This window comes from Streptomyces sp. NBC_00536, from assembly GCF_036346295.1.
Lineage (GTDB): Bacteria > Actinomycetota > Actinomycetes > Streptomycetales > Streptomycetaceae > Streptomyces.
The window spans coordinates 4,740,332-4,763,599 of record NZ_CP107819.1; the positions used below are offsets into that span (position 1 = coordinate 4,740,332).

General features: G+C 69.4%; 28 protein-coding genes and 1 pseudogene. 14 read left to right on the top strand and 15 right to left on the bottom strand.

What is annotated here, in order from left to right; genetic code table 11:
- The first annotated feature begins 40 nt into the window (after window positions 1–40).
- The 4 genes from mqnC to OHS33_RS20920 all read left to right on the top strand — a co-directional run bounded on the left by mqnC (window position 41) and on the right by OHS33_RS20920 (window position 3,803).
- Window positions 41–1,240, top strand: a complete 1,200-nt coding sequence (gene mqnC, locus OHS33_RS20905) for a cyclic dehypoxanthinyl futalosine synthase (protein ID WP_330331931.1) — start codon at window positions 41–43, stop codon at window positions 1,238–1,240.
- A 76-nt stretch (window positions 1,241–1,316) separates the two neighbouring features.
- Window positions 1,317–2,006 carry an imidazolonepropionase-like domain-containing protein gene (locus OHS33_RS20910; protein WP_330331932.1) on the top strand — a complete coding sequence of 230 codons (690 nt, stop codon included), beginning with the start codon at window positions 1,317–1,319 and terminating at the stop codon, window positions 2,004–2,006.
- Window positions 2,007–2,160: 154 nt separating this feature from the next.
- Window positions 2,161–2,853, top strand: a complete 693-nt coding sequence (locus OHS33_RS20915; protein WP_330331933.1) for a demethylmenaquinone methyltransferase — start codon at window positions 2,161–2,163, stop codon at window positions 2,851–2,853.
- Window positions 2,854–2,891: 38 nt separating this feature from the next.
- Window positions 2,892–3,803 (top strand): glutaminase, encoded by a 912-nt coding sequence (locus OHS33_RS20920; RefSeq protein ID WP_330331934.1) that lies wholly within the window; start codon window positions 2,892–2,894, stop codon window positions 3,801–3,803.
- A 39-nt stretch (window positions 3,804–3,842) separates the two neighbouring features.
- Here OHS33_RS20920 and OHS33_RS20925 read toward each other — a convergent pair whose 3' ends face one another.
- Window positions 3,843–4,373, bottom strand: a complete 531-nt coding sequence (locus tag OHS33_RS20925) for a GNAT family N-acetyltransferase (RefSeq protein ID WP_330331935.1) — start codon at window positions 4,371–4,373, stop codon at window positions 3,843–3,845.
- Window positions 4,374–4,471: 98 nt separating this feature from the next.
- Here OHS33_RS20925 and OHS33_RS20930 point away from each other — a divergent pair, with 98 nt between their 5' ends.
- Window positions 4,472–5,755 (top strand): geranylgeranyl reductase family protein, encoded by a 1,284-nt coding sequence (locus tag OHS33_RS20930; protein WP_330331936.1) that lies wholly within the window; start codon window positions 4,472–4,474, stop codon window positions 5,753–5,755.
- Between the two features lie 55 nt (window positions 5,756–5,810).
- Here the strand turns inward: OHS33_RS20930 and OHS33_RS20935 are convergent, their stop codons facing one another.
- Together OHS33_RS20935 and OHS33_RS20940 are read right to left on the bottom strand one after the other, a co-directional pair.
- Entirely contained in the window at window positions 5,811–6,257 is a 447-nt protein-coding gene (locus tag OHS33_RS20935) for a hypothetical protein (RefSeq protein ID WP_330331937.1), read from the bottom strand.
- Between the two features lie 287 nt (window positions 6,258–6,544).
- Entirely contained in the window at window positions 6,545–6,697 is a 153-nt protein-coding gene (locus OHS33_RS20940) for a winged helix-turn-helix domain-containing protein (protein ID WP_330331938.1), read from the bottom strand.
- 80 nt (window positions 6,698–6,777) lie between these two features.
- On the opposite strand from OHS33_RS20940, the pseudogene OHS33_RS20945 reads away from it, so the two are divergent.
- Window positions 6,778–6,939: pseudogene (locus OHS33_RS20945) on the top strand (transposase); the annotation flags it as partial.
- Window positions 6,940–6,994: 55 nt separating this feature from the next.
- Here the strand turns inward: OHS33_RS20945 and OHS33_RS20950 are convergent.
- The 9 genes from OHS33_RS20950 to OHS33_RS20990 all read right to left on the bottom strand — a co-directional run bounded on the left by OHS33_RS20950 (window position 6,995) and on the right by OHS33_RS20990 (window position 12,438).
- Window positions 6,995–7,699, bottom strand: a complete 705-nt coding sequence (locus tag OHS33_RS20950) for a hypothetical protein (protein ID WP_330331939.1) — start codon at window positions 7,697–7,699, stop codon at window positions 6,995–6,997.
- 222 nt (window positions 7,700–7,921) lie between these two features.
- On the bottom strand, window positions 7,922–8,341 hold the full coding sequence (locus OHS33_RS20955) for a hypothetical protein (protein ID WP_330331940.1): 420 nt from the start codon (window positions 8,339–8,341) through the stop codon (window positions 7,922–7,924).
- Between the two features lie 61 nt (window positions 8,342–8,402).
- Window positions 8,403–8,549, bottom strand: coding sequence for a hypothetical protein (locus tag OHS33_RS20960; protein ID WP_330331941.1), 147 nt, complete (start codon window positions 8,547–8,549; stop codon window positions 8,403–8,405).
- 682 nt (window positions 8,550–9,231) lie between these two features.
- Entirely contained in the window at window positions 9,232–9,468 is a 237-nt protein-coding gene (locus OHS33_RS20965; protein ID WP_330331942.1) for a hypothetical protein, read from the bottom strand.
- Window positions 9,469–9,473: 5 nt separating this feature from the next.
- Entirely contained in the window at window positions 9,474–9,770 is a 297-nt protein-coding gene (tgmA, locus tag OHS33_RS20970; RefSeq protein ID WP_330331943.1) for a putative ATP-grasp-modified RiPP, read from the bottom strand.
- Complete coding sequence (locus OHS33_RS20975; RefSeq protein ID WP_330331944.1) at window positions 9,767–10,624, bottom strand: hypothetical protein; 858 nt, start codon at window positions 10,622–10,624, stop codon at window positions 9,767–9,769. The genes tgmA and OHS33_RS20975 overlap by 4 nt, the downstream gene beginning before the upstream one ends.
- Window positions 10,621–10,992, bottom strand: coding sequence for a hypothetical protein (locus OHS33_RS20980; RefSeq protein WP_330331945.1), 372 nt, complete (start codon window positions 10,990–10,992; stop codon window positions 10,621–10,623). The genes OHS33_RS20975 and OHS33_RS20980 overlap by 4 nt, the downstream gene beginning before the upstream one ends.
- Before the next feature lie 379 nt (window positions 10,993–11,371).
- The gene (locus OHS33_RS20985; RefSeq protein WP_330331946.1) at window positions 11,372–11,572 is read right to left on the bottom strand and encodes a DUF397 domain-containing protein; all 201 of its coding nucleotides are present in this window, start codon (window positions 11,570–11,572) and stop codon (window positions 11,372–11,374) included.
- An 11-nt stretch (window positions 11,573–11,583) separates the two neighbouring features.
- Window positions 11,584–12,438: a helix-turn-helix domain-containing protein gene (locus OHS33_RS20990; RefSeq protein ID WP_330331947.1), complete on the bottom strand. Its 855-nt coding sequence runs from the start codon at window positions 12,436–12,438 to the stop codon at window positions 11,584–11,586.
- A 257-nt stretch (window positions 12,439–12,695) separates the two neighbouring features.
- Here OHS33_RS20990 and OHS33_RS20995 point away from each other — a divergent pair, with 257 nt between their 5' ends.
- On the top strand, window positions 12,696–13,157 hold the full coding sequence (locus OHS33_RS20995) for an ATP-binding protein (RefSeq protein WP_330331948.1): 462 nt from the start codon (window positions 12,696–12,698) through the stop codon (window positions 13,155–13,157).
- A gap of 13 nt (window positions 13,158–13,170) precedes the next feature.
- Here OHS33_RS20995 and OHS33_RS21000 read toward each other — a convergent pair whose 3' ends face one another.
- The 3 genes from OHS33_RS21000 to OHS33_RS21010 form a co-directional block, all read right to left on the bottom strand.
- Window positions 13,171–13,356 carry a hypothetical protein gene (locus tag OHS33_RS21000; RefSeq protein ID WP_330331949.1) on the bottom strand — a complete coding sequence of 62 codons (186 nt, stop codon included), beginning with the start codon at window positions 13,354–13,356 and terminating at the stop codon, window positions 13,171–13,173.
- Window positions 13,357–13,381: 25 nt separating this feature from the next.
- A complete protein-coding gene (locus tag OHS33_RS21005; RefSeq protein WP_330331950.1) occupies window positions 13,382–13,759 on the bottom strand; it encodes a hypothetical protein in 378 nt (125 codons plus the stop codon).
- 273 nt (window positions 13,760–14,032) lie between these two features.
- Window positions 14,033–14,884, bottom strand: coding sequence for a C40 family peptidase (locus OHS33_RS21010; RefSeq protein WP_330331951.1), 852 nt, complete (start codon window positions 14,882–14,884; stop codon window positions 14,033–14,035).
- A gap of 756 nt (window positions 14,885–15,640) precedes the next feature.
- On the opposite strand from OHS33_RS21010, the gene OHS33_RS21015 reads away from it, so the two are divergent.
- From OHS33_RS21015 to OHS33_RS21045, 7 genes are read left to right on the top strand one after another with little or no spacing between them, the layout of a single operon-like run.
- Window positions 15,641–16,000, top strand: a complete 360-nt coding sequence (locus tag OHS33_RS21015; protein WP_283452259.1) for an NADH-quinone oxidoreductase subunit A — start codon at window positions 15,641–15,643, stop codon at window positions 15,998–16,000.
- Between the two features lie 15 nt (window positions 16,001–16,015).
- Window positions 16,016–16,570 (top strand): NuoB/complex I 20 kDa subunit family protein, encoded by a 555-nt coding sequence (locus OHS33_RS21020; RefSeq protein ID WP_330331952.1) that lies wholly within the window; start codon window positions 16,016–16,018, stop codon window positions 16,568–16,570.
- Window positions 16,567–17,334, top strand: coding sequence for an NADH-quinone oxidoreductase subunit C (locus OHS33_RS21025; RefSeq protein WP_330331953.1), 768 nt, complete (start codon window positions 16,567–16,569; stop codon window positions 17,332–17,334). Before OHS33_RS21020 ends, OHS33_RS21025 begins: the two co-directional genes overlap by 4 nt.
- Window positions 17,334–18,680 carry an NADH-quinone oxidoreductase subunit D gene (locus tag OHS33_RS21030; protein ID WP_330331954.1) on the top strand — a complete coding sequence of 449 codons (1,347 nt, stop codon included), beginning with the start codon at window positions 17,334–17,336 and terminating at the stop codon, window positions 18,678–18,680. Before OHS33_RS21025 ends, OHS33_RS21030 begins: the two co-directional genes overlap by 1 nt.
- A complete protein-coding gene (gene nuoE, locus OHS33_RS21035; protein ID WP_330331955.1) occupies window positions 18,677–19,429 on the top strand; it encodes an NADH-quinone oxidoreductase subunit NuoE in 753 nt (250 codons plus the stop codon). The genes OHS33_RS21030 and nuoE overlap by 4 nt, the downstream gene beginning before the upstream one ends.
- Complete coding sequence (gene nuoF, locus OHS33_RS21040; RefSeq protein WP_330331956.1) at window positions 19,429–20,787, top strand: NADH-quinone oxidoreductase subunit NuoF; 1,359 nt, start codon at window positions 19,429–19,431, stop codon at window positions 20,785–20,787. The genes nuoE and nuoF overlap by 1 nt, the downstream gene beginning before the upstream one ends.
- The gene (locus tag OHS33_RS21045; protein WP_330331957.1) at window positions 20,784–23,249 is read left to right on the top strand and encodes an NADH-quinone oxidoreductase subunit G; all 2,466 of its coding nucleotides are present in this window, start codon (window positions 20,784–20,786) and stop codon (window positions 23,247–23,249) included. Before nuoF ends, OHS33_RS21045 begins: the two co-directional genes overlap by 4 nt.
- Window positions 23,250–23,268: the final 19 nt, after the last annotated feature.

The following is a 23,268-nucleotide window of genomic DNA, read 5'->3' on the forward strand; positions in this document are numbered from 1 at the left end:
CCGGACAACCCTTGACACACCGCCGAAAGGTGACGCACCGGTGACCGACCAGGCCGCTCTCCAGTCTGTCCTCGACCGTGCCGCCGCAGGGGGCCGGATCACCCAGCAAGAGGCCCTCGACCTCTATCGCGACGCGCCGCTGCACGCGCTCGGCCAGGCCGCCGACGCCGTGCGCCGCACGCGCTACGCGGGTACCGAGCACATCGCGACGTACATCATCGAGCGCAACATCAACTACACCAACGTGTGCGTCACGGCGTGCAAGTTCTGCGCCTTCTACGCGGCCCCGAAGGACACCAAGAAGGGCTGGTCCCGGGACCTCGACGACATCCTGCGCCGCTGCGCGGAGACCGTCGAGCTGGGCGGCACGCAGATCATGTTCCAGGGCGGGCACCACCCCGACTACGGCGTCGAGTACTACGAGCACCACTTCGCCGCGATCAAGAAGGCCTTCCCGCAGCTGGTCATCCACTCCCTCGGCGCGTCCGAGGTCGAGCACATGGCCCGCATCTCGGGCGTCTCGGCGGAGGAGGCCATCACGCGCATCCACGCCGCCGGCCTCGACTCCTTCGCGGGCGCGGGCGCCGAACTCCTCCCGGAGCGGCCGCGCAAGGCGATCGCCCCGCTCAAGGAGTCCGGCGAGCGGTGGCTGGAGATCATGGAGATCGCCCACGGGCTGGGCGTGGAATCCACCTCCACGATGCTCATGGGCACCGGCGAGACCAACGCCGAGCGGATCGAGCACATCGCGATGATCCGGGACACGCAGGACCGTACGGGCGGCTTCCGCGCCTTCATCCCGTACACCTACCAGCCCGAGAACAACCACCTCAAGGGCCGCACGCAGGCCACGGTGTTCGAGTACCTGCGCATGATCGCGATCGCGCGGCTGTACCTCGACAACATCGCGCACATCCAGGGCTCCTGGCTGACGGTCGGCAAGGAGGCGGGCCAGCTGGCGCTGCACTACGGCGCCGACGACCTCGGTTCGATCATGCTGGAGGAGAACGTCGTCTCCTCGGCCGGTGCCAAGCACCGCTCGAACCGCCAGGAGATCATCGACCTGATCCGCAAGGCGGGCCGGACCCCGGCGCAGCGCGCGACGACGTACGAGCACCTGGTGGTCCACGACGACCCGGCGAACGACCCGGTCGACGACCGCGTGGTCTCGCACATCTCCTCGACGGCGATCGAGGGCGGCACGGCCCACCCCGAGCTGAAGCTGATCTCGTCGAACTGATCACCGTTGATGGACGAACTGATCACCACCGATTGATCACCGCTGACTGACACCGACGGACGCACGTGACGAACCCATGCTGACGCTCCACACCGCCGACCTCCTCGTCACCGGGCCCGGGTCCGTCCCGGTGCCGGGCGGGGCGGTCCTGGTCGAGGGTGACCGGATCGCCGGCGTGGGCCCGTACGAGGCCCTCGCCGAGCGGTATCCGCACGCCCGCACCCGGCGCTGGCCCGGGGTGCTGACCCCGGGGCTCGTCGTGCGCGGGGCGGAGCTGCTGCTGGAGCGGACGTACTACCCCGACGATCCGTACGAGATCGCCGAACTGGGCGCGGATCCGGTCACCGGGGCGGAGGCCCTGGACGCCCTCGGTCTGACCGAGGCCCGCTGGGGCAACAGCGCCCGGCGCGCCACCCAGAAGCTGCTGTCGCGCGGGGTGGTCGCGGTCGGCGGCCGGCTGCGCGTGCCGTCCGTCCGTACGGCCGTCTCGCGCTCGGGCCTGGCGCTGATCCCGGCCGTGCCGGTGCTGCCCGGTGACGGGCGGGCTTCCGGGGCGCCGGACGCGGGTGACTCCGTACCGCCGTCCCTGGACCCCTTCGCGGGGCGGGACGCGGTCGCAGGGGCCTTCCACGGGGCGCTGGAGCGCGGCGGACCGGCCCGGTTCGCGGCCTTCGACGCACCGGACCTGGACGCCCTCCTCGCGCGCGGCGCCACGACCTGTGTGGCCACGGTCATCGGCGGCCGCCTCCTGCACCGCCGCCGCTGAGCCGCTGAGCGGTCCCGCGCAGGGCGCGGAAGGCCGGGGCAGCGCGCCGCACGGCGGGGCGGGCCTGCGAGAATGAGGGGGCAACCCCATCGCGCCGTGCCCGCCGCCGCGCCCCGCGCAGCGGCACCGCACCCGAACCCTGCGAGGCCAACCAGTGACCCGCGCATCCCTGGACAAGCAGCCGCACGAAGTCGCCTCCATGTTCGACGGAGTGGCGGCCAACTACGACCTCACGAACGACGTCCTCTCCCTCGGCCAGGCCCGGCTGTGGCGCAAGGAGGTCGCCAAGGCGGTCGACGCGCGCCCCGCCCAGAAGGTGCTCGACCTGGCCGCCGGGACCGCGACCTCCTCGCTGCCCTTCGCCGCGACCGGTGCGTACGTCGTGCCCTGCGACTTCTCGCTCGGCATGCTCCGCGAGGGCAAGAAGCGCAACCCGTGGCTGCCGCTGACCGCGGGCGACGCGACGAAGCTGCCGTTCAAGGACGACGTCTTCGACTCCGTGACGATCTCCTTCGGGCTGCGCAACGTGCAGGACACCGAGGGCGCCCTGCGCGAGCTGTACCGGGTCACCAAGCCCGGCGGCAAGGTCGTCATCTGCGAGTTCTCGCAGCCGACCTGGGCCCCCTTCCGGACCGTCTACACCGAGTACCTGATGCGCGCCCTGCCGCCGGTGGCCCGCGCGGTGTCCTCCAACCCCGACGCGTACGTCTACCTCGCCGAGTCCATCCGCGAGTGGCCGAACCAGCCCGCCCTCGCCCAGCTGCTGCAGAAGGCCGGCTGGGGCAACGTCGCCTGGCGCAACCTCAGCGGCGGCATCGTGGCGCTGCACCGCGGCACCAAGGCATAGGGACCGCAGGGACGGATGGCATAGGGACGGAGAGCGCCGTGGACTACCAGGAGCTGCTGGAGCGGATCGAGGCGGACATCGCCCCGCTCGTCGGCAGCGGGACGCCCGCCGAGTACATACCGGCGCTGGCGTCCGTGGACCCGCGGCAGTTCGGCATGGCGATCGCCGACCTCGACGGGAACGTCCACGGGGTCGGCGACTGGCGTACGGCGTTCTCCGCGCAGTCCATCACCAAGGTGTTCGCGCTGGCCCTCGCCCTCGCGGAGGGCGGCGACAGCCTCTGGGAGCGGGTCGGCCGCGAGCCCTCCGGCAACCCCTTCAACTCGCTGGTGCAGCTGGAGTACGAGAACGGCATCCCCCGCAATCCGTTCATCAACGCGGGCGCCCTCGTCGTCACCGACCGGCTGCAGACCCTCACCGGCGACGCGAGCAGCGAACTCCTGAAGTTCCTCCAGGAGGAGAGCGGCAACCCCGACGTCGCGTTCGACGCCGAGGTCGCCGCCTCCGAGGCGGAGAACGGCGACCGCAATGCGGCCCTCGCCCACTTCATGGCCTCGTACGGGAACCTCGGCAACCCGGTCCCCGCGCTCCTCGACCACTACTTCTGGCAGTGCTCGATCGAACTGACCTGCGCTGACCTGGCCCTTGCCGCCCGCTTCCTGGCCCGGCACGGGCTGCGCGCCGACGGCTCGCGGCTGCTGACCCGCAGCGAGGCCAAGCAGATCAACGCCGTGATGCTGACGTGCGGGACGTACGACGCGGCGGGCGAATTCGCCTACCGCGTCGGGCTGCCCGGCAAGAGCGGGGTCGGCGGCGGCATCGTCGCCGTCGTCCCGGGCCTGTGCACGCTCGCCGTGTGGAGCCCCGGGCTGGACGCCCAGGGCAACTCGGTGGCGGGCGTGGCGGCCCTGGACCGGTTCACGACGCTGACGGGCCTGTCCGTGTTCTAGCCGGGCCCCCGTCTTCTTCCAGCGGGCCCTCCCCGTCTCCTAGCTGAAGTCCAGCGTGTACTTGCGGCCCTGGTTGCCACCCGGAGTGGTGAACTCCTCGGCCAGTTCCATGCCGAGCCGCTCCGCCACCGCGATGGAACGGGTGTTGCGCGCGTCGATCATCGCCATGACGTGCGGTACGCCCGCCGCCCGTACCCGTTCGACGGTGGCGAGCGCGGCGGCGTACGCGTACCCCTTGCCCCAGAACTCGCGGCCGAGCCGCCAGCCGATCTCGATCTCCCCCAGGGGCGGGCCCCAGGGCTTGGGCCACGGCTGGGCCCCGGTGAACCCCATGACGGCGCCCTCCGGGTCGACGAGGGTCCACAGGCAGAAGCCGCGCTGGGCGTCGTGCATCCGCTGGCGGGCGGTGAATTCCTCGTACACGGAGAGCTCGGCGGGACCGCCCAGGAACTCCATGACGTCGGGATGGTCGAACACCCGGTGCCAGGCGTGCGCGTCCTCGTCGGTGGGCACGCGCAGCTGGACATCGGGGAGCGGCCGGGTCGGCGGCCGGGTCGGTGAGGCGGTCATCGTGGGCAGCCCTTCGGATCGTGATCTCTCTGGCTGCTTAGACTGCACATGTCTCGTGCCGTTCGGCACCCCTAATCGAGCCTTCGGGAGATCCCGCCGTGACCGAGCCCCTCTCCGAACACTCCGCGGACGTGATCGTCGTCGGGGCCGGGCCCGCCGGCTCCACCACCGCGTACTACCTCGCCAAGGCCGGACTCGACGTCCTGCTGCTGGAGAAGACGGCCTTCCCGCGCGAGAAGGTCTGCGGCGACGGTCTGACCCCGCGCGCCACCAAGCAGCTCGTGGCGATGGGCATCGACGTCTCCGAAGAGGCCGGCTGGCTGCGCAACAAGGGCCTGCGGATCATCGGCGGCGGGCAGCGGCTCCAGCTGGACTGGCCCGAGCTGGCGTCCTTCCCCGACTACGGACTCGTACGCAAGCGCGACGACTTCGACGAGACCCTCGCCCGGCAGGCCCAGAAGGCGGGCGCCCGCCTCTACGAGCGCTGCAACGTCGGCGAGCCCGTACGCGACCCGCGCACCGGCCACATCACGGGCGTGCACGCGAAGCTGGGCGAGGAGAAGACCCCGGTCACCTTCAGCGCCCCCCTCGTCGTCGCGGCCGACGGCAACTCCTCCCGGCTCTCCCTGGCGATGGGCCTGCACCGGCGCGAGGACCGCCCGATGGGCGTGGCCGTGCGCACGTACTTCACCTCCCCGCGCCACGACGACGACTACCTGGAGTCCTGGCTGGAGCTGTGGGACCGCCGCGGCGCCCAGGACCGTCTCCTGCCCGGCTACGGCTGGATCTTCGGCATGGGCGACGGCACGTCCAACGTCGGCCTCGGCATCCTCAACTCCTCGTCCGCCTTCAAGGAGCTGGACTGGCGCGAGGTCCTGAAGGCGTGGTGCGCGTCCATGCCGGAGGACTGGGGCTACACCCCCGAGAACATGACCCAGCCCATCCGCGGCGCGGCCCTCCCCATGGCCTTCAACCGTCAGCCGCACTACACCAAGGGCCTGCTGCTGGTGGGCGACGCGGGCGGGCTGGTCAACCCGTTCAACGGTGAGGGCATCGCGTACGCGATGGAATCCGGCCAGATCGCGGCCGAGGTCATCGTCCAGGCCCACGCCCGCGCCACCCCGGCCCAGCGCGAACTGGCCCTGCACAGCTACCCGAAGGTCCTCAAGGAGACCTACGGCGGCTACTACACCCTGGGCCGCGCCTTCGTGAAGCTGATCGGCAACCCGAAGGTGATGAAGATCGCCGCCCAGCGCGGCCTGACGCACCCGGTCCTGATGCGCTTCACCCTGAAGATGCTGGCGAACCTCACCGACCCCCAGGGCGGCGACGCGATGGACCGCATCATCAACGGCCTGAGCAAGGTCGCCCCGAAGGCGTGACCGCACACCCCACCCGCCCGCCGGCGCGTTTACCGCGCCGGCGGGCGGCGGCCCCTCAGTGGTTGTCGTACGGGGAGACGATGATTTCAGAGTTGACCGACAGCAGCGTGTTTCCCGCGCTGTCGAAGCCGGCCAGGCGGGCATAAGCCCTGCCGTTCACGTGCAGCTCGGCGAGATATCGAGCGGTACCAATCGTCCCGGTGGTGCAGGGGATGTTGTCCACGGAATGCACCGCCGTGCCATCGGGGTCAACGACGTCGACCCGGAATTTGGCACACTTGCTGGGGAATGACTGGATCTCGCCCTGGCCGAGGAATTCTTGCGGTCCCCAGCCGATCCGGTCCACACAGACGTTGCCCTTGAATCCATTCTGATCGAATGACGTGCACTTTCTGAACGGCGGCACCCAGGCGGCCTGGGCCGGGCCGCCGACTGCGGTGATCGTGCCAACGGCAGCGGTCGCCACGACGACCGCTGAGGAAATGGCCTTGCGGATTCTCATTGGTGTCCCCTCGCGAGACAAGTGAACCGTCAATAGTGCCGTCCACCAGTGAAAAACAGCTCTCCCCGATGGATCGGCGATCCGCTACGCTAGCCGACCGGCTCCGGGACGTCGACGGCCGCAGTTGAACAGCTCCTCCGGCAATTACCGAAAACCCGTCCCGGCGCTCAGCTCGACAACCGGATCCCAGCCCGCGCACGATCTCGATGTTGTTGCGCCCGAATGGGGTGTCCACCTTCTTTGCGCAGGTAGCTGATATAGATCTCGACGATGTTCCAGCGCCCCCGCTATTCCGCCTCCCAGACGTCCTCCAGGATCTGGCGTTTGCTCAGCACGCTGTCGCGGTGGCGGATCAGGCAGTGCAGCAGGGGGAACTCGCGCGGGGTCAGGCGCAGCGCGATGCCGTCACGCTCGACCGTCTGCCGGAACGGATCGAGCACCAGCCCTCCGGCGGTGGTCGCACATCATCAGTACCCGCAGTGGCTCCTGGTCCGGTCGGGGCACCACCCGCGGCTCATGCATGAGCGGGCTCGTGACCGGGCCGGGACGCCGAGGTGCTCGCCCCGGCCCTGGCGGGATCGACGCGATCGTGTTCAAGTACCGCACCGGCACACCGTGGATGGACCTATCCGAGTACTTCGGCTCGTGGAAGGGCGCCCACAACCGCCTGCGGATGTGGGCCGCGGACGGGACCCGACCAGGCCGAGTAGGGGCCTCGCGTTGTGCGGGGGCAGCCGTCAGCCGTCGATCGAGAAGCTGGTCCCATCGTCGCCGGTGTCCTCCTCCGCCATGCTTCGCTGGGCAGCCGTGCGGCCGATCACCGGATTCAGATCGTTCAGGCCGAGGACCACCGGCCCCATTCCCATCCCGGCCGTCAGAGCCTCCCACTCTTTGATCTGCTCAGGGGTGGGCTCGGTGCGCGCCTCCCCGTAGTACGCGGATCGCTGCGGGGGCTCTACTGTGGTCCGCTCGCTGATGCCCAGGAGGAACTGCTGATTCCCGTTCGCCCCCGACCACCGGGGGTTGGCCACGGAGCTTTCCACGTACGCCCGACGGTGTGGATCCGGCCGGTCGATGGTGACGATCTGCTCCGTCTCGCCCGGTCCGAATGCCACGGTGATCGGGGGCAACTCGGTGCAGTTGCTCGGGTTGGTGATGTCGAAGACGAATTTGACCCGTAGGTCCACCGAGACGCCGAGGCTGATGTCACCATCGACCCCGGTGATGAGGGTGGTCCTGTACCCCGGGTTGCTGGTGGTGGTCTCGTTGCCGAGCCGGTATTCAGTCCAGTAGACCCGGTCCCCGCTCTTCACCTGCACCTTCATGGCCTCGCGTAAGACCTTGAAGCCGTGCGTGCCGATGTCCTTGCCCCGGCCGTCGCCGTACAGCGAGAGGACGGTGAAGTACTGGGGGTCCCCCAACGTGCCGTACTCGATCGTCATATGAACTTCCCTTCGGTGGGCCGGATGCGCCACGGTCGAGCATCCCAGTCCGGCTTTCGGACCAGGGCCAAACGGGAAAGTCAGCGCCGATGTGACCCGAAACGGTTGAACCGGCTCGAAAAAGGTGGTCCGGACGATGCGAAGCCACCGCTCGACCTGGTCACGTCAGGCTTCTCGGGTCGTGGGCTCGTCGACGGACGCCCCCTGCCCGTTGGGGCAGGGTCAGAGGTTCCAGCGCCGGCCGCTGTCGCGGTGGGTGACGTAGGCGCTGCCGTCCGCCTCGCGGGCGTAGTCGAACTGATCCTGCTCGGGGCGGCCGTGCTCGGTCCACCAGGACCAGGTCTGTTCGACGGTGCGCCACAGGGACGGCGACCCGCCGTACGTGACCGTCTGCTCGCCGCCGATCGGTGATCGCGCCCACGTGCCGTCCGGCTGCTGGAGCTGGATCGCCAGAGCCCCGGTGGCGGGGCCGGAGTGATAGACGAACTCGGCGTCGCGCAGCTCGGCGGCGAGCAGCAGGCGGAAGGCGTAGTTCGCGCGGAAGTCGGCGCCCGAGACGCTCGTCGTGCGCGCGTCGGTTTCAGCGACGGGCTGGGCGCGTTCCTTGGCGGGGTAGGTCTGCGCGGCGCCGCGGGCGGGCATGAAGGTGCCCCCGTGTGCCGTGGAGCGTCACCTTACGTTCCCACGGGCGGCACAGTGGGCACTAGCGCGGCGAGCTGCTGACGACGACCAGGTCGACGCCGACGGCGAGCTGGCGTGCGTACAGGGCGAGCAGACGCTGCTCGACGTCGGCGTACAGGTCCGCAGTGTGGGCGCCGAGGTACTTGACCTGATCGGGAGATATCGGCAAGAAGCACCCCCACAGACATGCTGACGGCCTGCCTGATCTGAACGGACGTCGTTTTTGCCCGGGGCGACAGTTGTGTGATCTAGGTCGCATGTCTCATAGTTGAGTCACCGGCGCTCAACCCGGCGTCGGACCAACTCAAAAGAGAGTAGGGACTGATGTCTCGCCTACGGAGGGCCATCCATACGGCCGCTGGGCATGGCGCCCGGCCTCTGCGGTACCTAGTCACCAAGCTTGTGGCCGCAGCGTCTCTTACATCCACTTCCACAACACCGAACCGCGACGGCAACCTATCGGCCCGCCAACAGGCTTGGGACCGACGTACGAAGTACGCACAGTTTGCGGCGTCGCTGATCTTGGTTTTTGCGACAGGTCTCTTTCGGGTCGACCAGGGATGCACGCAAGAGCACTCCCTACCAGCGGCCCAACATGTATGTGAGTGGCTCGGAGCCCAGCAACCATCCACGGTGGTGGGGCCAAAGCCTTTTGATTCGAATGTTGATCAAATGTTGATGTCTTCACCTTCCGAGAGCCTCGGCACCTAGGCAACTAGGCTCGTGGATGGCCCGCACGCATGTGCGGGCCATTTTCATGCCCCGAGCGGGAAACTCCCGACAGGGTCCGGCGCGGCCTGCCCGGTCTCGGGGTGGATCCATACTTCTTCCGCGGCGACATCCTCGTCGGCTCAATCCGGGTGCAGGATGGGCACCTTCGTGTCGGTGCTAACGGCGTTCACCTGCGCCTGCGCGAGCAGGGACAAACTGGGGATCTCGTCGAGCAGACCGGTGCAGGACCGGTGCACGCGGAGCAGGCCAGCGCCGAGGACACTTGACACGGACTGGATGCCGACGCGCACGTCATTGTCGGCGCGGGTGATGCCCGGGTGTCCCTCGAGGGACGCGATGACGAGAATCGCCGGCATTGTCGTCAGTCCTTCGGACCCTCGTCGAGCGGCGGGGGGTTGGTGATACTGCCGTCGGGAACGGAGGGGGTGTGGGTCGCCATGTAGGGCAGCAGATCAGTGTCGACCCCGATCGAGACTTGGCGCTCCTCGTCGTACAGCGAAGCCGGGAGTCGGACTGCGTTGGTGGCGTCGGGCGTCCGCGCGAAGCGGAGCGCCCATGGTCGGGTGGTCGGCCCGGACGGTGGCTCGCTGCTGTGGGGCATACGTCCGCCCTCGGGTGCGAGCGGGAAGGCATCGGTGGCGGAAGCCGAGCGGTTCATGTGGGTGATCCCTTCAACGGTGAGAGCATCTGAGCCGCCCTATGGGCGCGGGGTGCGGTGCCCCAGGCGAGGGTGAACAGGGTCAGGGCGTGGAGCTGGCTTCGGGTGGGTGCCCAGCGGCGCCACAGGGTCTCGAAGTCGCGGTTGGTGCTCGGCAGGGCGACGGCGGGGGCGGCTCGGCTGGCCCAGGTGCGTACGGCGAGGTCGGCGTGCGGGTAGAGGGAGTGGTCGCCGGTGAAATCGGCCGCGGCTGCTGACGCCGTCCACGGGCCGATGTACGGGACCTCGGCGAGTTCTTTGATGAGGCTTCCGGGAGCGAGGGTGGCCCAGTGGTCGCCGTGGTCGAGGTAGGCGGTGGCGGCGGTGCGTAGGCCCTTGCGGTGGAACTTGGCGCCGACGCTGGCGAACTCGTCGTCGGTGAGTTCGAGAACGATCTCCGGAGCGGGGGCCAGGGGCAGCGGGCCGGCGGGGGTGTCGAAGGTGTAGCCGTAGGCGGCGTAGTAGGCGCGGTGGCACTCTCGGGCTTCCGCGGCGGTCACCACCTGGCGGAGGAGCGCGGTCGTGATCGCGTCCCAGAGGGACGGGTTGGTGAGCCGTGCCACCGTGCCGAGTCGCACCAACTCGTCGAGGAGCGGCGCGGCTTCGGCCGTCGTGGGCAGGTCGACCGCGGACGTGTAGGCGACGGGGGGCGGTTCGCTTTCGGTACGGTCGAGCGCGCGCAGCAGCAGGTGTTCGCGCTCGGTCTCCCAGCGGGCGAGCCATGCGGAGCCGCGGTGCTCGACGACGCGTACGGGGTCGCCCGTGGGGGTGTCGTGCCAGCCGGGGTGCTCCGTGATGATGGTCGTGCTGCTCATGTGCTCAATTCCCGTCGCTGTTGCTGCGGTTGAACTTCGCAATCTGCGGGGTGCGCGGGGGTGAGCGAGAGATATCGGACGGGTCGAACCCGCCACTCGGCGCACGTCCCGTCGCGGAGAATGATCGTGAAGCCGGTGGGCTCGCCGCGGTATAGGGCGGCTACGGCCTGCAGGCATCCGCTTCCGTCGACCCACTTCAGGGCTCGCGCTATCTCGTGGCGCGTGAGCGTGAATACATGGGCGCCGCGGATATCGACGCGCAGCGCCCGGACCGCGGCACGGGGGTTGGCGACCACCTGTACCGGGGCGCGGACCTCGACCGGTCCGCCGTGGGCGCTGTAACGCACCCGTTCGATCGCCACGCCCATGTGAACGGCGTGATCGTGGGCGGTCCAAGCCTGCAACCTTGGACCGTTCGCGCCAGGGGATCGGCGCATTGTCTGCATCTGTACCTCCCTACCGCGGTCTGTTGGTTGCGCTCCACCGGACCAGTGTTGGAACGGTGAACGTGTGCAACCCCGGGGGGACACATGCCCAATGGAACCTGTTGTGGGCAGAGTTATGCCACGTCAAGCGCGGTGTGGGAAGCTCACCGGCCTGTCGAGGTGACGCAGTGAGACCGTAGCGCTACGCATAATCAAGCTGCAAGTGTGGACCGGTACAAACATGCAGACTGGCATATGCAAAACCCCCCGCCCTGGTCAGGCGGGGGGTCGCTGGCCAGCGGCGCCGTGGGCGTCGCGCAGCTCAGTTGACGAAGTGGTCGAACTCGCCGGCCTTCACGCCTGCGATGAACGCGGCGAGCTTCTCGGGCGACGTGCTGATGATGCTTGCCGGATCGTCACTCTCGCAGAGCAGGATCTCGCCCTGACTCTTGGCGACGTACAGGCACTGCTCACCGCCGCCCCCGGAGAAGCTTGACTTCTGCCAATTCAGTTCGCTGTTCATCCCTGAATTTCTCACAATTCTCTTGCGATGTGGTGAATGAAACTTCGCGACTCGTCGGGGTCGAGCGAGGTCTGCTCGGCAAACGAGAGCAGGGCTCGATAGCGGTCGAGGTCTGCGGCTGTGTCCAGGAAGCGACCGCCGAAAGGCGTGTCGATGTGGACAGTGTCAAGCTGCGGAACGGTGCCAGTCGCGTACATCACGGTTTGCGTGACTTCGATGAAGTCATCGGCCGCGAAGGGGATCACACGCAGCGTGACCCGCTCCTGCTCGGATGTTTGCAGCAGGTATTCGAGCTGATCGCGGGCAACCTTCCGACCGCCCACCCGCATGCGCAGCGCAGCCTCGTGCACGATCGCCTCGAACTGCGGTGGCGTCTCCTGCTCGAAGATCGCGCGACGCCTCATCCGGTGCTCAACTCGCGCGTCCACTTCTACCGTCGGGACTTGCGGGATGACTCCTGAAAACAGGGCTCGCGCGTAGTCCTCGGTCTGCAAGACGCCTGGGAACGTCATCGGTTGAAGGCATCGCAGGCCTGTTGCGTGGTGTTCGAGTTCAGCGATGTCGAGGAAGCCGGGGGCGAGGATGCCGCGGTATTCATCCCACCAGTGAGTTCCCCTGCGTTCTGCGGCGATGGTGCACAGGGCGCCGAGCAGGGCGTCATCGTCCGATTGGTAGAACGTGAACAAGCGGCGAATGCGTTCGTCGCTGATCCCGAGACGACCGGCCTCGATGTTGCTGATCCTGGCCGCGTCGGTGGAGAGCAAGCCGCCAGCGTCTCGTGCGGTTATGCCAGCGCGCTCGCGCAGCTTCCGCAGCTCAGAGCCCAAGCGGATCTGTCTGGCGGTCGGATTGTCCCTCGGCGGCATGTGTCCCTTCCCCTTGTCCTACCTGAGTTTGCCGGTTGCGGCGTCACGGGTCCACCCGGAAGGGGGTTCTTATAGGTACAGGGTTGTACCGGTCCAACCTTTTACCCTAGGGTCCTGGCAGCACCGCGTCGCACATGACTACAGCGCGAAGTGCAGCCGCTGACGCGCGCCTTGATGGGCCGTCACCTGGGGGCGGCCATTGCCACGCGTTTCTGTCGGCGCAGCGCTCGTCCGCGTTGGAAGACGAGGGAGAGGCCATGAGTGACATCGAGGAACGGCTACAGGCTTTATCGATGCGTCAGCCGCTGGTGCCGCACAGGCGGTACAAGTTCAGCGGCCCGAATGAAGCGAGGACGGTCCGGCTTGCCCGTGACTGGGTGGCTTCGCTCTTGGAGCTGCTGGGGCGGTCGCAGCTCGCGGAGACGGCCAGGCTCTGCACCTCGGAGGCCGTGACGAACGCCCACGTCCACACGCGTGCCTCCGTGCTCGCGGTCGAAGTCGCGGTGACCGACGCCCGGGTGTTCGTGTTCGTACGGGACGACGCGGTCGACAGCAGAATGCCGCTTCCCGGCGAGGTGCCCGAGGCGCCGCCGACTCAGGAGGGCGGGCGAGGGCTGCGGATCATCGCGGCGTGCGCCGAAGGCTGGAACGTGATGCCGGGATGCGGGCGAGACAAGACGGTGTGGTTCAGCTTGGCCGAGAGCCAGGTCGCTTTGTGACGGCGGGACGTGCTCACCACTCTTGTTCCGCCCGTCGTCGAGCTTCGGCGGGAACGGGGCCGAAGGCCTTGCGGTCCACATCCGTGACCTGGCGGAGCCTTGCCCCGGCGAGCCGGTTCCTCAGAGCCTCGGCCACGGCGGACGTGACGCCGCTCTTGCCGGTCCGCTCGGTTTCCCGGTGGTCTGCGTGGTCGGGCATGCCCCACAACGTAGCGCTGGTGGGTCTACGCCGGGGGCTCCGGTGGGGCGATTAGGGGGAATTGGGTGGGGGTGCCCGGGTTGGTGGGGGCGTCGTCCAGGGGGGTGGTGGGGCCGTGGACGGCGTGGACGCCTCGGCGGAGGAGGACGAAGCCGGAGAGGAGGACGGCCAGGGAGGAGCCCCAGTACAGGGCCAGGACGGCGGGGCCGTCGGGGCGGGTCCAGGGGCGGGTGGTGGTGAGGAGCCAGCCGCCGAGGGCGAGCAGGCCGAGGCCGACGGCCGCCGCGATCGCCGTCGCGTCGATGGCCGGGGCGGTGGGGTTGTGGGTCTCGCTCCCGGTGCCGGTGCCGGTGCCGCTGATGCCGCTGCCGATGCCGTCAGGTCCTTCGTGGTGTGTGCTCAATCCGGCCACCTCCTGCCCAAGATGGTAGGGCTCCGGGGTGGGTGGGCGGAGCCGTGGGGCGGGGGGAGCTTCCCTGCGCGGGACGACGTACGGGCGTACGGGGCGTACGGGGCGTACGGGCGCCCGGGGCGGGTGTGCGGAGGGAAACCTCCTCGGCGGCGCTACGGGCCGTCAGCGGCCCCTGCGTGAGGGCGCGCGAAGGCCGGTACTCGCCCCCCGAGCGGGGGAGTACCGGCCTTCGGCAGGATCCGGGGGACCCGAGGGTCCGGGGGATCAGAGGATGCGGACGGCGCCCGTCGGCGGGTCGTAGCTCAGCGAGCGCTCGACGATGCCGGTGCCGGAGTTCTGCGCACCGATGAACTTGCCGCCGCCGGAGTAGATGGCGACGTGGTAGGCGTTGCCGCGGCTGCCCCAGTACAGGACGTCGCCCGGCTGGAGGTTGCTCAGCGAGACGGACGTGCCCTCGGAGGACTGGTCCTGCGACATGCGCGGCAGGGAGACGCCGACCTGGCGGTACGCGGCCTGCACGAGACCGGAGCAGTCGAACGAGTACGGGCCGGTGCCGCCCATGACGTACGCCTTGCCGACCTGGTTGCGCGCGAAGTTGATGATGGCGGAGGCCGAGCCGGTGGCCGGGGCGGTGACGCCCGAGTCGTCGGACGAGTCGGAGCCCGCCGAGGAGCCGGAGGCGGAGGCGCTCGCGAGCTGCGTGCGGCCGGAGCTGCGGTTGGCGCGGTCGGCGTCGGCCTTGCGGTTGGCCTCGTCCGTGGCCTTCTTCTCCGCGTCGGCCTTCGCCTGGGCGTCGGCCTTGGCGAGCTTGGCCTCGTTGGCGGCGCCGGTGCGGGCGGCGTTCTCCTGGGCGGTCAGTTCGCCCACGAGAGCCTGGGCACGGGTGTTGTCCGCGGCCTTGATGACGGCGGAGGACACCTCGGAGCCGAGGTCCATGTTCAGGACCGGCATCTCGAGGGTCGTCTCGGTGGGCGGCTCGGCGGCGGGGGACGCGCTCGCCGTGCCGGCCATCGCCAGCGTGCTGAGTACGCCACCGGCAACTCCGGCGCGGACCGCGAGCTTCGAGGCGCTGCGGCGGGGCTTCCGGTGGCTGGGTATGTGAGCGGTGTGGGACATAGGGACAACCGGTATCAGGGGGTTGTGGGTCGCTTCAAGAAACGTGGTCTGCGCCACAGTTGCGCCAGAACAGGTTTAACCGGGCGCGTCGCGGGCCTTATTGACGGCGTAACGGGCGAACCGGACACGAGCCCGCAAGCCTGTGATCATGGGTTATCCGCAATAAGTCCGAATTGATCAGGTGGCTACCATCCACCCGTACAGATGGCCAAGCCCTCTTTTCCGACGGGTAATTACATTGTGGCGCAGGTCACAGAACCGTCACGCCGTGCGGGCGTTGTGACCCACCTGTGATGCGGTCGTGAACTTCGTGAACGAATGCACGCGTCCCGCGCGCCTCCTGTGCGCGTCCGCACGCGTCCACTCCCGTCCCCGGAGGGTCCCCCGGTCGGGCTACGCGGCTTCCCTTTATCACCCGCGCCGACGCGTCGCCAATTTGCGTGCAGTGGCCACGATTTGATAGGGCGACACCCCTTCCACCTGCGCCGACGGGCCCGGATGTCACCTTTGGTGATCATGTGGATGCCTTGCGTACGAAGATCACCACTCATCGGACTTCATGATCGTTCGTCAGGTGGTGGAGATCACAAACTCGTTGTTGTTACCCGTGTCGCAGATCACAGACCGCCGGGCATAAGATGCGCACCAGTCCGGCTTGTGAACTGCCTCACATGCAAGCGCTCGATCTTCCCGAGGCGGGGCAGCGCGCCGGTGCAGCGGTCCAACGGTCAAGGACGACTGGAAGGAGCGAGGAGCGTGAATGCGTACGCGCCCATCCTCGTGCTCGGCGCCCTCGGCGCAGGGTTTGCGATCTTCTCCGTGGTCATGGCCACGCTGATCGGCCCAAAGCGGTACAACCGGGCAAAGCTTGACGCCTATGAATGCGGTATCGAACCGACCCCGGTACCGGCCGGCGGCGGGCGCTTCCCGATCAAGTACTACCTGACGGCGATGCTCTTCATCGTCTTCGACATCGAGGTTGTCTTCCTCTACCCCTGGGCCGTCACCTTCGACTCCCTGGGGATCTTCGGGCTCGTCGAGATGCTGCTCTTCGTGCTCACCGTCTTCGTCGCCTACGCGTACGTATGGCGGCGGGGCGGCCTGGAATGGGACTGAGGGGCTGAATTTTCCATGGGACTGGAAGAGAAGCTGCCGAGCGGCTTTCTGCTGACCACCGTCGAACAGGCCGCGGGCTGGGTGCGCAAGTCATCCGTCTTCCCGGCCACGTTCGGCCTCGCGTGCTGCGCCATCGAGATGATGACCACCGGAGCGGGCCGGTACGACCTGGCCCGCTTCGGCATGGAGGTCTTCCGGGGATCGCCGCGGCAGGCCGACCTGATGATCGTGGCCGGCCGGGTGAGCCAGAAGATGGCGCCCGTACTGCGGCAGGTGTACGACCAGATGCCATCTCCCAAGTGGGTCATCTCCATGGGGGTTTGCGCATCATCGGGTGGAATGTTCAATAACTATGCAATTGTCCAGGGCGTCGACCACATCGTCCCCGTGGACATCTATCTGCCCGGCTGCCCGCCCCGCCCCGAGATGCTGATGGACGCGATCCTCAAGCTCCACCAGAAGATCCAGGGCTCCAAGCTCGGTGTGAACCAGCAGGAGGCGGCCCGCGAGGCGGAGGAAGCGGCCCTCAAGGCGCTCCCCACCATCGAGATGAAGGGGCTGCTCCGGTGAGCGCGACGAACGACGCGGCGAACGACGCGGGCAACGACGAGCCGCAGGACGAGCCGCAGGACAACGGGAACGTTCCCGCACCCCGCGGCGGAGCGGGCGGCGCCGGCGAGGTCATCGGCGTCCGCAAGGGCATGTTCGGGGCCGCGAACGGCGCCGACACCAGTGGCTACGGCGGCCTCGTGCGCACCGTGGCCTTCCCGGGCGCGAGCAGCCGTCCGTACGGTTCGTACTTCGACGAGGTCGCCGACGAACTCGAAGGCGCCCTGGAGGAGCAGGACCTGCTCCCGGAGAACGCCATCGAGAAGACGGTCGTCGACCGCGGCGAACTCACCTTCCACATCGCGCGCGAGCACCTCGTCCGGGTGGCCTCCACCCTGCGCGACGACCCGGCCCTGCGCTTCGAACTGTGCACCGGGGTCTCCGGCGTGCACTTCCCCGAGGACAAGGGCCGCGAGCTGCACGCGGTCTACCACCTGCGCTCGCTCACCCACGGCCGGGTGGTGCGCCTGGAGGTCTCGGTCCCGGACCGCGATCCGCACGTCCCGTCACTCGTCGCGGTCTACCCGACCAACGACTGGCACGAGCGCGAGACGTACGACTTCTTCGGCCTGGTCTTCGACGGGCACCCGGCCCTCACCCGGATCATGATGCCGGACGACTGGCAGGGCTTCCCGCAGCGCAAGGACTACCCGCTCGGCGGCATCGCCATCGAGTACAAGGGTGCCCAGATCCCGGCTCCCGACCAGCGGAGGTCGTACAGCTGATGTCCACTTCACATGAGACGTCATCCGAGACGTCCCACGCCTCCCCCCGCGAGACCACCGAGGGAACCGTCTACACCGTCACCGGCGGCGACTGGGACGAGGTCGTGCAGTCGGCCGCCCGCGCCGACGACGAGCGGATCATCGTCAACATGGGTCCCCAGCACCCGTCCACGCACGGCGTGCTGCGGCTGATCCTGGAGATCGACGGCGAGACGGTCACCGAGGCCCGCTGCGGCATCGGCTACCTGCACACCGGCATCGAGAAGAACCTCGAATTCCGGAACTGGACGCAGGGCACGACCTTCGTGACGCGCATGGACTACCTGACGCCGTTCTTCAACGAGACGGCGTACTGCCTGGGCGTCGAGAAGCTCCTCGGCATCACGGACCAGATCCCCGACCGCGCCACCGCCATCCGCGTGCTGCTGATGGAGCTGAACCGGATCTCCTCCCACCTGGTGTGCATCGCCACCGGCGGCATGGAGCTGGGCGCGACCACGATCATGATCTACGGCTTCCGCGACCGTGAGCTGATCCTCGACCTGTTCGAGCTGATCACCGGCCTGCGCATGAACCACGCGTTCATCCGCCCCGGCGGCCTCGCCCAGGACCTGCCCCCGGGCGCGATGGACCAGCTGCGCGATTTCGTGAAGACCATGAAGAAGAACCTGCCGGAGTACGACAAGCTCGCCACCGGCAACCCCATCTTCAAGGCCCGCATGCAGGACGTCGGCTACCTCGACCTCACCGGCTGCATGGCGCTCGGCGCGACCGGCCCCATCCTGCGCTCGGCGGGCCTGCCGCACGACCTGCGCAAGACGGACCCGTACTGCGGGTACGAGGAGTACGAGTTCGACGTGCCGACCACCGAGTCCTGCGACTCGTACGGCCGCTTCCTCATCCGGCTCGAAGAGATGCGGCAGTCGCTGCGGATCGTCGAGCAGTGCCTGGACCGGCTGGCGCCGGGCCCGGTCATGGTCGCCGACAAGAAGATCGCCTGGCCCGCGCAGCTCGCGATGGGACCGGACGGCCTCGGCAACTCGCTCGACCACATCAAGAACATCATGGGCACCTCCATGGAGGCCCTCATCCACCACTTCAAGCTGGTGACCGAGGGCTTCCGGGTACCGGCCGGCCAGGTGTACGCCGCCGTCGAGTCCCCCAAGGGCGAACTGGGCGTCCACGTCGTCTCCGACGGCGGCACCCGCCCCTACCGGGTCCACTTCCGCGACCCGTCCTTCACCAACCTGCAGGCCATGGCGGCGATGTGCGAGGGCGGCCAGGTCGCCGACGTCATCGTGGCCGTCGCCTCCATCGACCCCGTGATGGGAGGCGTCGACCGATGAGCGCCAGCCAGTCGACCAGCCTGGGCATGCCCCAGCTGCCGGCCCCCGACTACCCGGCCGAGGTGCGCGCCCGGCTCGAAGCGGACGCGAAGGAAGTCATCGCCCGCTACCCCGACAGCCGCTCCGCGCTGCTGCCGCTGCTGCACCTCACGCAGTCGGAGGAGGGGTACGTCTCGCGCACCGCCATCCGGTTCTGCGCCGAGATGCTGGACCTGACCACCGCCGAGGTCACCGCGGTCGCCACCTTCTACACGATGTACCGGCGCAAGCCCTCGGGCGACTATCAGGTCGGCGTCTGTACGAACACCCTGTGCGCGGTCATGGGCGGCGACGCCATCTTCGACGAGCTGAAGCAGCACCTGGGCGTCGGCAACAACGAGACCACCGGCGACGGCAAGGTGACGCTGGAGCACATCGAGTGCAACGCGGCCTGCGACTTCGCCCCCGTGGTGATGGTCAACTGGGAGTTCTTCGACAACCAGACCCCCGAGTCCGCCAAGGCCCTGGTCGACGACCTGCTCGCGGGCCGCCCGGTGCGGCCGACCCGGGGCGCGCCGCTGTGCACGTACAAGGAGACGGCCAGGATCCTGGCCGGGTTCCCCGACGAGCGCCCCGGCGCCGTCGAGGCGAGCGGCGGCGCCGGGCCCGCCTCGCTGATCGGGCTGCGGATCGCCCGCGGCGAGGTCCCGCACCAGAGCGGCAAGGTCGTCGCCCCGCGCGCCGAGGCGAGCGCCGAGGAGGGGGAGTGATGACGGTGACCACCGAACTGAACGAGAACGGCACCAGCCCCGAGAAGCTGCTGGCGCCCGTGCTGTCGGCGTTCTGGGACGAGCCGAATTCGTGGACGCTGGAGACCTACCGGCGGCACGACGGCTACGAGGGCCTGCGCAAGGCGCTCGCGATGACCCCGGACGACCTGATCGCCTACGTGAAGGACTCGGGGCTGCGCGGGCGCGGCGGCGCCGGTTTCCCCACCGGAATGAAGTGGCAGTTCATTCCGCAGGGCGACGGCAAGCCGCACTACCTGGTCGTGAACGCGGACGAGTCGGAGCCGGGGACCTGCAAGGACATCCCGCTGCTCTTCGCCAACCCGCACTCCCTCATCGAGGGCATCGTGATCGCCTGTTACGCGATCCGCTCGCAGCACGCCTTCATCTACCTGCGCGGCGAGACCGTCCCCGTACTGCGCCGCCTGCACGAGGCCGTGCGGGAGGCGTACGCGGCGGGCTACCTCGGCAAGGACGTCCTCGGCAGCGGCATGGACCTGGAACTGACGGTCCACGCGGGCGCGGGCGCGTACATCTGCGGTGAGGAGACCGCGCTCCTCGACTCGCTCGAAGGCAGGCGTGGCCAGCCCAGGCTGCGTCCCCCCTTCCCGGCCGTCGAGGGGCTCTACGCGTGCCCCACCGTGGTGAACAACGTCGAGTCCATCGCGTCGGTTCCCGCGATCCTGAACCGGGGCAAGGACTGGTTCAAGTCGATGGGAACCGAGAAGTCCCCCGGTTTCACGCTGTATTCGCTCAGCGGGCACGTCGTGGGACCCGGGCAGTACGAGGCCCCGCTCGGCATCACCCTGCGCCAGCTCCTCGACATGAGCGGCGGCATCCGCCCCGGACACCGGCTGAAGTTCTGGACCCCCGGCGGCTCCTCCACCCCCATGTTCACCGAGGAGCACCTCGACGTGCCCCTCGACTACGAGGGCGTGGGCGCCGCCGGTTCCATGCTGGGCACCAAGGCCCTCCAGTGCTTCGACGAGACGACCTGCGTGGTGCGGGCCGTCACCCGCTGGACCGAGTTCTATGCGCACGAGTCCTGCGGCAAGTGCACCCCGTGCCGCGAGGGCACCTACTGGCTCGTCCAGCTGCTGCGCGACATCGAGGCCGGCATGGGAGTCATGTCCGACCTCGACAAGCTGAACGACATCGCCGACAACATCAACGGCAAGTCGTTCTGCGCGCTCGGCGACGGCGCGGCCAGCCCCATCTTCTCCTCGCTGAAGTACTTCCGCGCGGAGTACGAGCAGCACATCACGGGCAAGGGCTGCCCCTTCGACCCCAGGAAGTCGACCCTCTGGGCTGACACGGCTGACACGGAGGTGAACGCGTGACCGCCGAAGACACGGTCTCCCTGACCATCGACGGCATCGAACTGTCGGTGCCCAAGGGGACCCTGGTCATCCGGGCCGCCGAACAGATCGGCGTCGAGATCCCCCGGTTCTGCGACCACCCGCTCCTCTCCCCGGCCGGTGCCTGCCGCCAGTGCATCGTCGAGGTCGAGGGCCAGCGCAAGCCGATGGCCTCCTGCACCATCACCTGCACCGACGGCATGGTCGTCAAGACGCAGCTGACCTCGCCCGTCGCCGACAAGGCCCAGCGCGGGGTGATGGAGCTGCTGCTCATCAACCACCCGCTGGACTGCCCGGTCTGCGACAAGGGCGGCGAGTGCCCGCTGCAGAACCAGGCGATGTCGCACGGCAACGCCGAGTCCCGCTTCGAGGGGCGCAAGCGCACCTACGAGAAGCCGGTCCCGATCTCCACGCAGGTGCTGCTGGACCGCGAGCGGTGCGTGCTGTGCGCGCGCTGCACCCGCTTCTCCAACGAGATCGCCGGAGACCCGATGATCGAGCTGCTGGAGCGCGGCGCGCTCCAGCAGGTCGGCACCGGTGAGGACGACCCCTTCGAGTCGTACTTCTCCGGCAACACCATCCAGATCTGCCCGGTCGGCGCGCTCACCTCGGCCGCCTACCGGTTCCAATCGCGCCCCTTCGACCTGGTGTCCTCCCCGAGCGTGTGCGAGCACTGCGCGGGCGGCTGCGCGACCCGCACCGACCACCGCCGCGGCAAGGTGCTGCGCCGCCTGGCGGCCGAGGACCCCGAGGTCAACGAGGAGTGGCTCTGCGACAAGGGCCGCTTCGGGTTCCGCTACGCGCAGCGCCCCGACCGGCTGACCACCCCGCTGGTGCGGGGCACGGACGGGGTGCTCGCCCCGGCGAGCTGGCCCGAGGCGCTGGCGGCCGCGGCCGCCGGACTGGCCGCGGCGCGCGGCCGGGCGGGGGTGCTCACCGGCGGCCGGCTGACCGTCGAGGACGCCTACGCCTACGCGAAGTTCGCGCGGGTGGTGCTGGACACCAACGACATCGACTTCCGGGCCCGGGTGCACAGCGCGGAGGAGACCGACTTCCTGGCCTCCTCGGTCGCCGGCCGCGGCAAGGACCTCGACGGCAGCGGTGTCACCTACACCTCGCTGGAGGCGGCGCCCGCCGTCCTGCTCGTCGGCATCGAGTCCGAGGAGGAGGCCCCCGGCGTCTTCCTGCGGCTGCGCAAGGCCCATCGGGGGCGCAAGCAGCGCACCTTCGGCCTCGCGCCGTTCGCCACCCGCGGACTGCAGAAGGCGGGCGGCACCCTGCTGGCCGCGGCCCCCGGCACCGAACCCGAGTGGCTCGACGCGCTGGCCTCCCAGACCGGCCTGGAAGAAGGCGGCCACGCCGCCGCCGAGGCGCTGCGGCTGCCGGGCGCGGTCATCGTCGTCGGCGAGCGGCTCGCCGCCGTCCCCGGCGCGCTGACCGCGGCCGTACGGGCGGCCACCGCGACCGGCGCCCGCCTGGTGTGGATCCCGCGCCGGGCCGGTGAGCGGGCCGCCGTCGAGGCGGGCGCGCTGCCGTCCCTGCTGCCGGGGGCCCGCCCGGCCACCGACCCGCGGGCCCGCGATGAGGTCGCCGCGGCCTGGGGCCTGGACGAACTCCCGCACCGCTACGGGCGCGACACCGGTCAGATCGTCGAGGCCGCGGCGGGCCGCGAACTGGGCGCGCTGCTCGTCGCGGGCGTCGAGGTCGCCGACCTGCCGGACCCGGCGCGGGCCCGCGAAGCCCTCAAGGAGGCCTTCGTGGTCTCCCTGGAGCTGCGGCCGAGCGAGGTCACCGATCACGCGGACGTGGTCTTCCCGGTGGCGGCCGTCGCCGAGAAGGCGGGTGCCTTCATCAACTGGGAGGGCCGCCTGCGCCCGTTCGAGGCCGCCCTCAAGCCCGACCAGATGACCCGCAGGCTGGCCCCGGCCGACGCCCGCGTGCTGCACATGCTGGCCGACGCCGCCGACCGGCCGATCGCGCTGGCCGACGTACACGCCGTACGCCGGGAGCTCGACCGGCTCGGGCCCTGGGAAGGGGAGTACGCGGGCGCGCAGAGCGCGGACCGCGCGCCCCTGCCGCGCCCCGCCACCGGCGAGGCGGTCCTCGCGGGCCACCGGCTGCTCCTCGACCAGGGGCGGCTCCAGGACGGGGACGAGGCCCTGGCCGGGACCCGGCACGAGGCCAGCGCCCGGCTGTCGGCGGCGACCGCCGCCGAGACCGGGGTCAAGAACGGTGACGTCCTCGCCGTCACCGGACCGGCCGGGTCGGTGGAACTGCCGCTGCGGATCACCGAGATGCCCGACCGGGTGGTCTGGCTCCCGCTGAACTCCACCGGCTCCGGCGTCCTCGCGGACACCGGCGCCCGCCCGGGCGCCCTGGTCCGCATCGGCCCCGCGACCCGGCGGGCCGAGACCGGCGACGCCACTTCGGAGGTGGACGCGTGAACGGCGTACAAGGCGTACA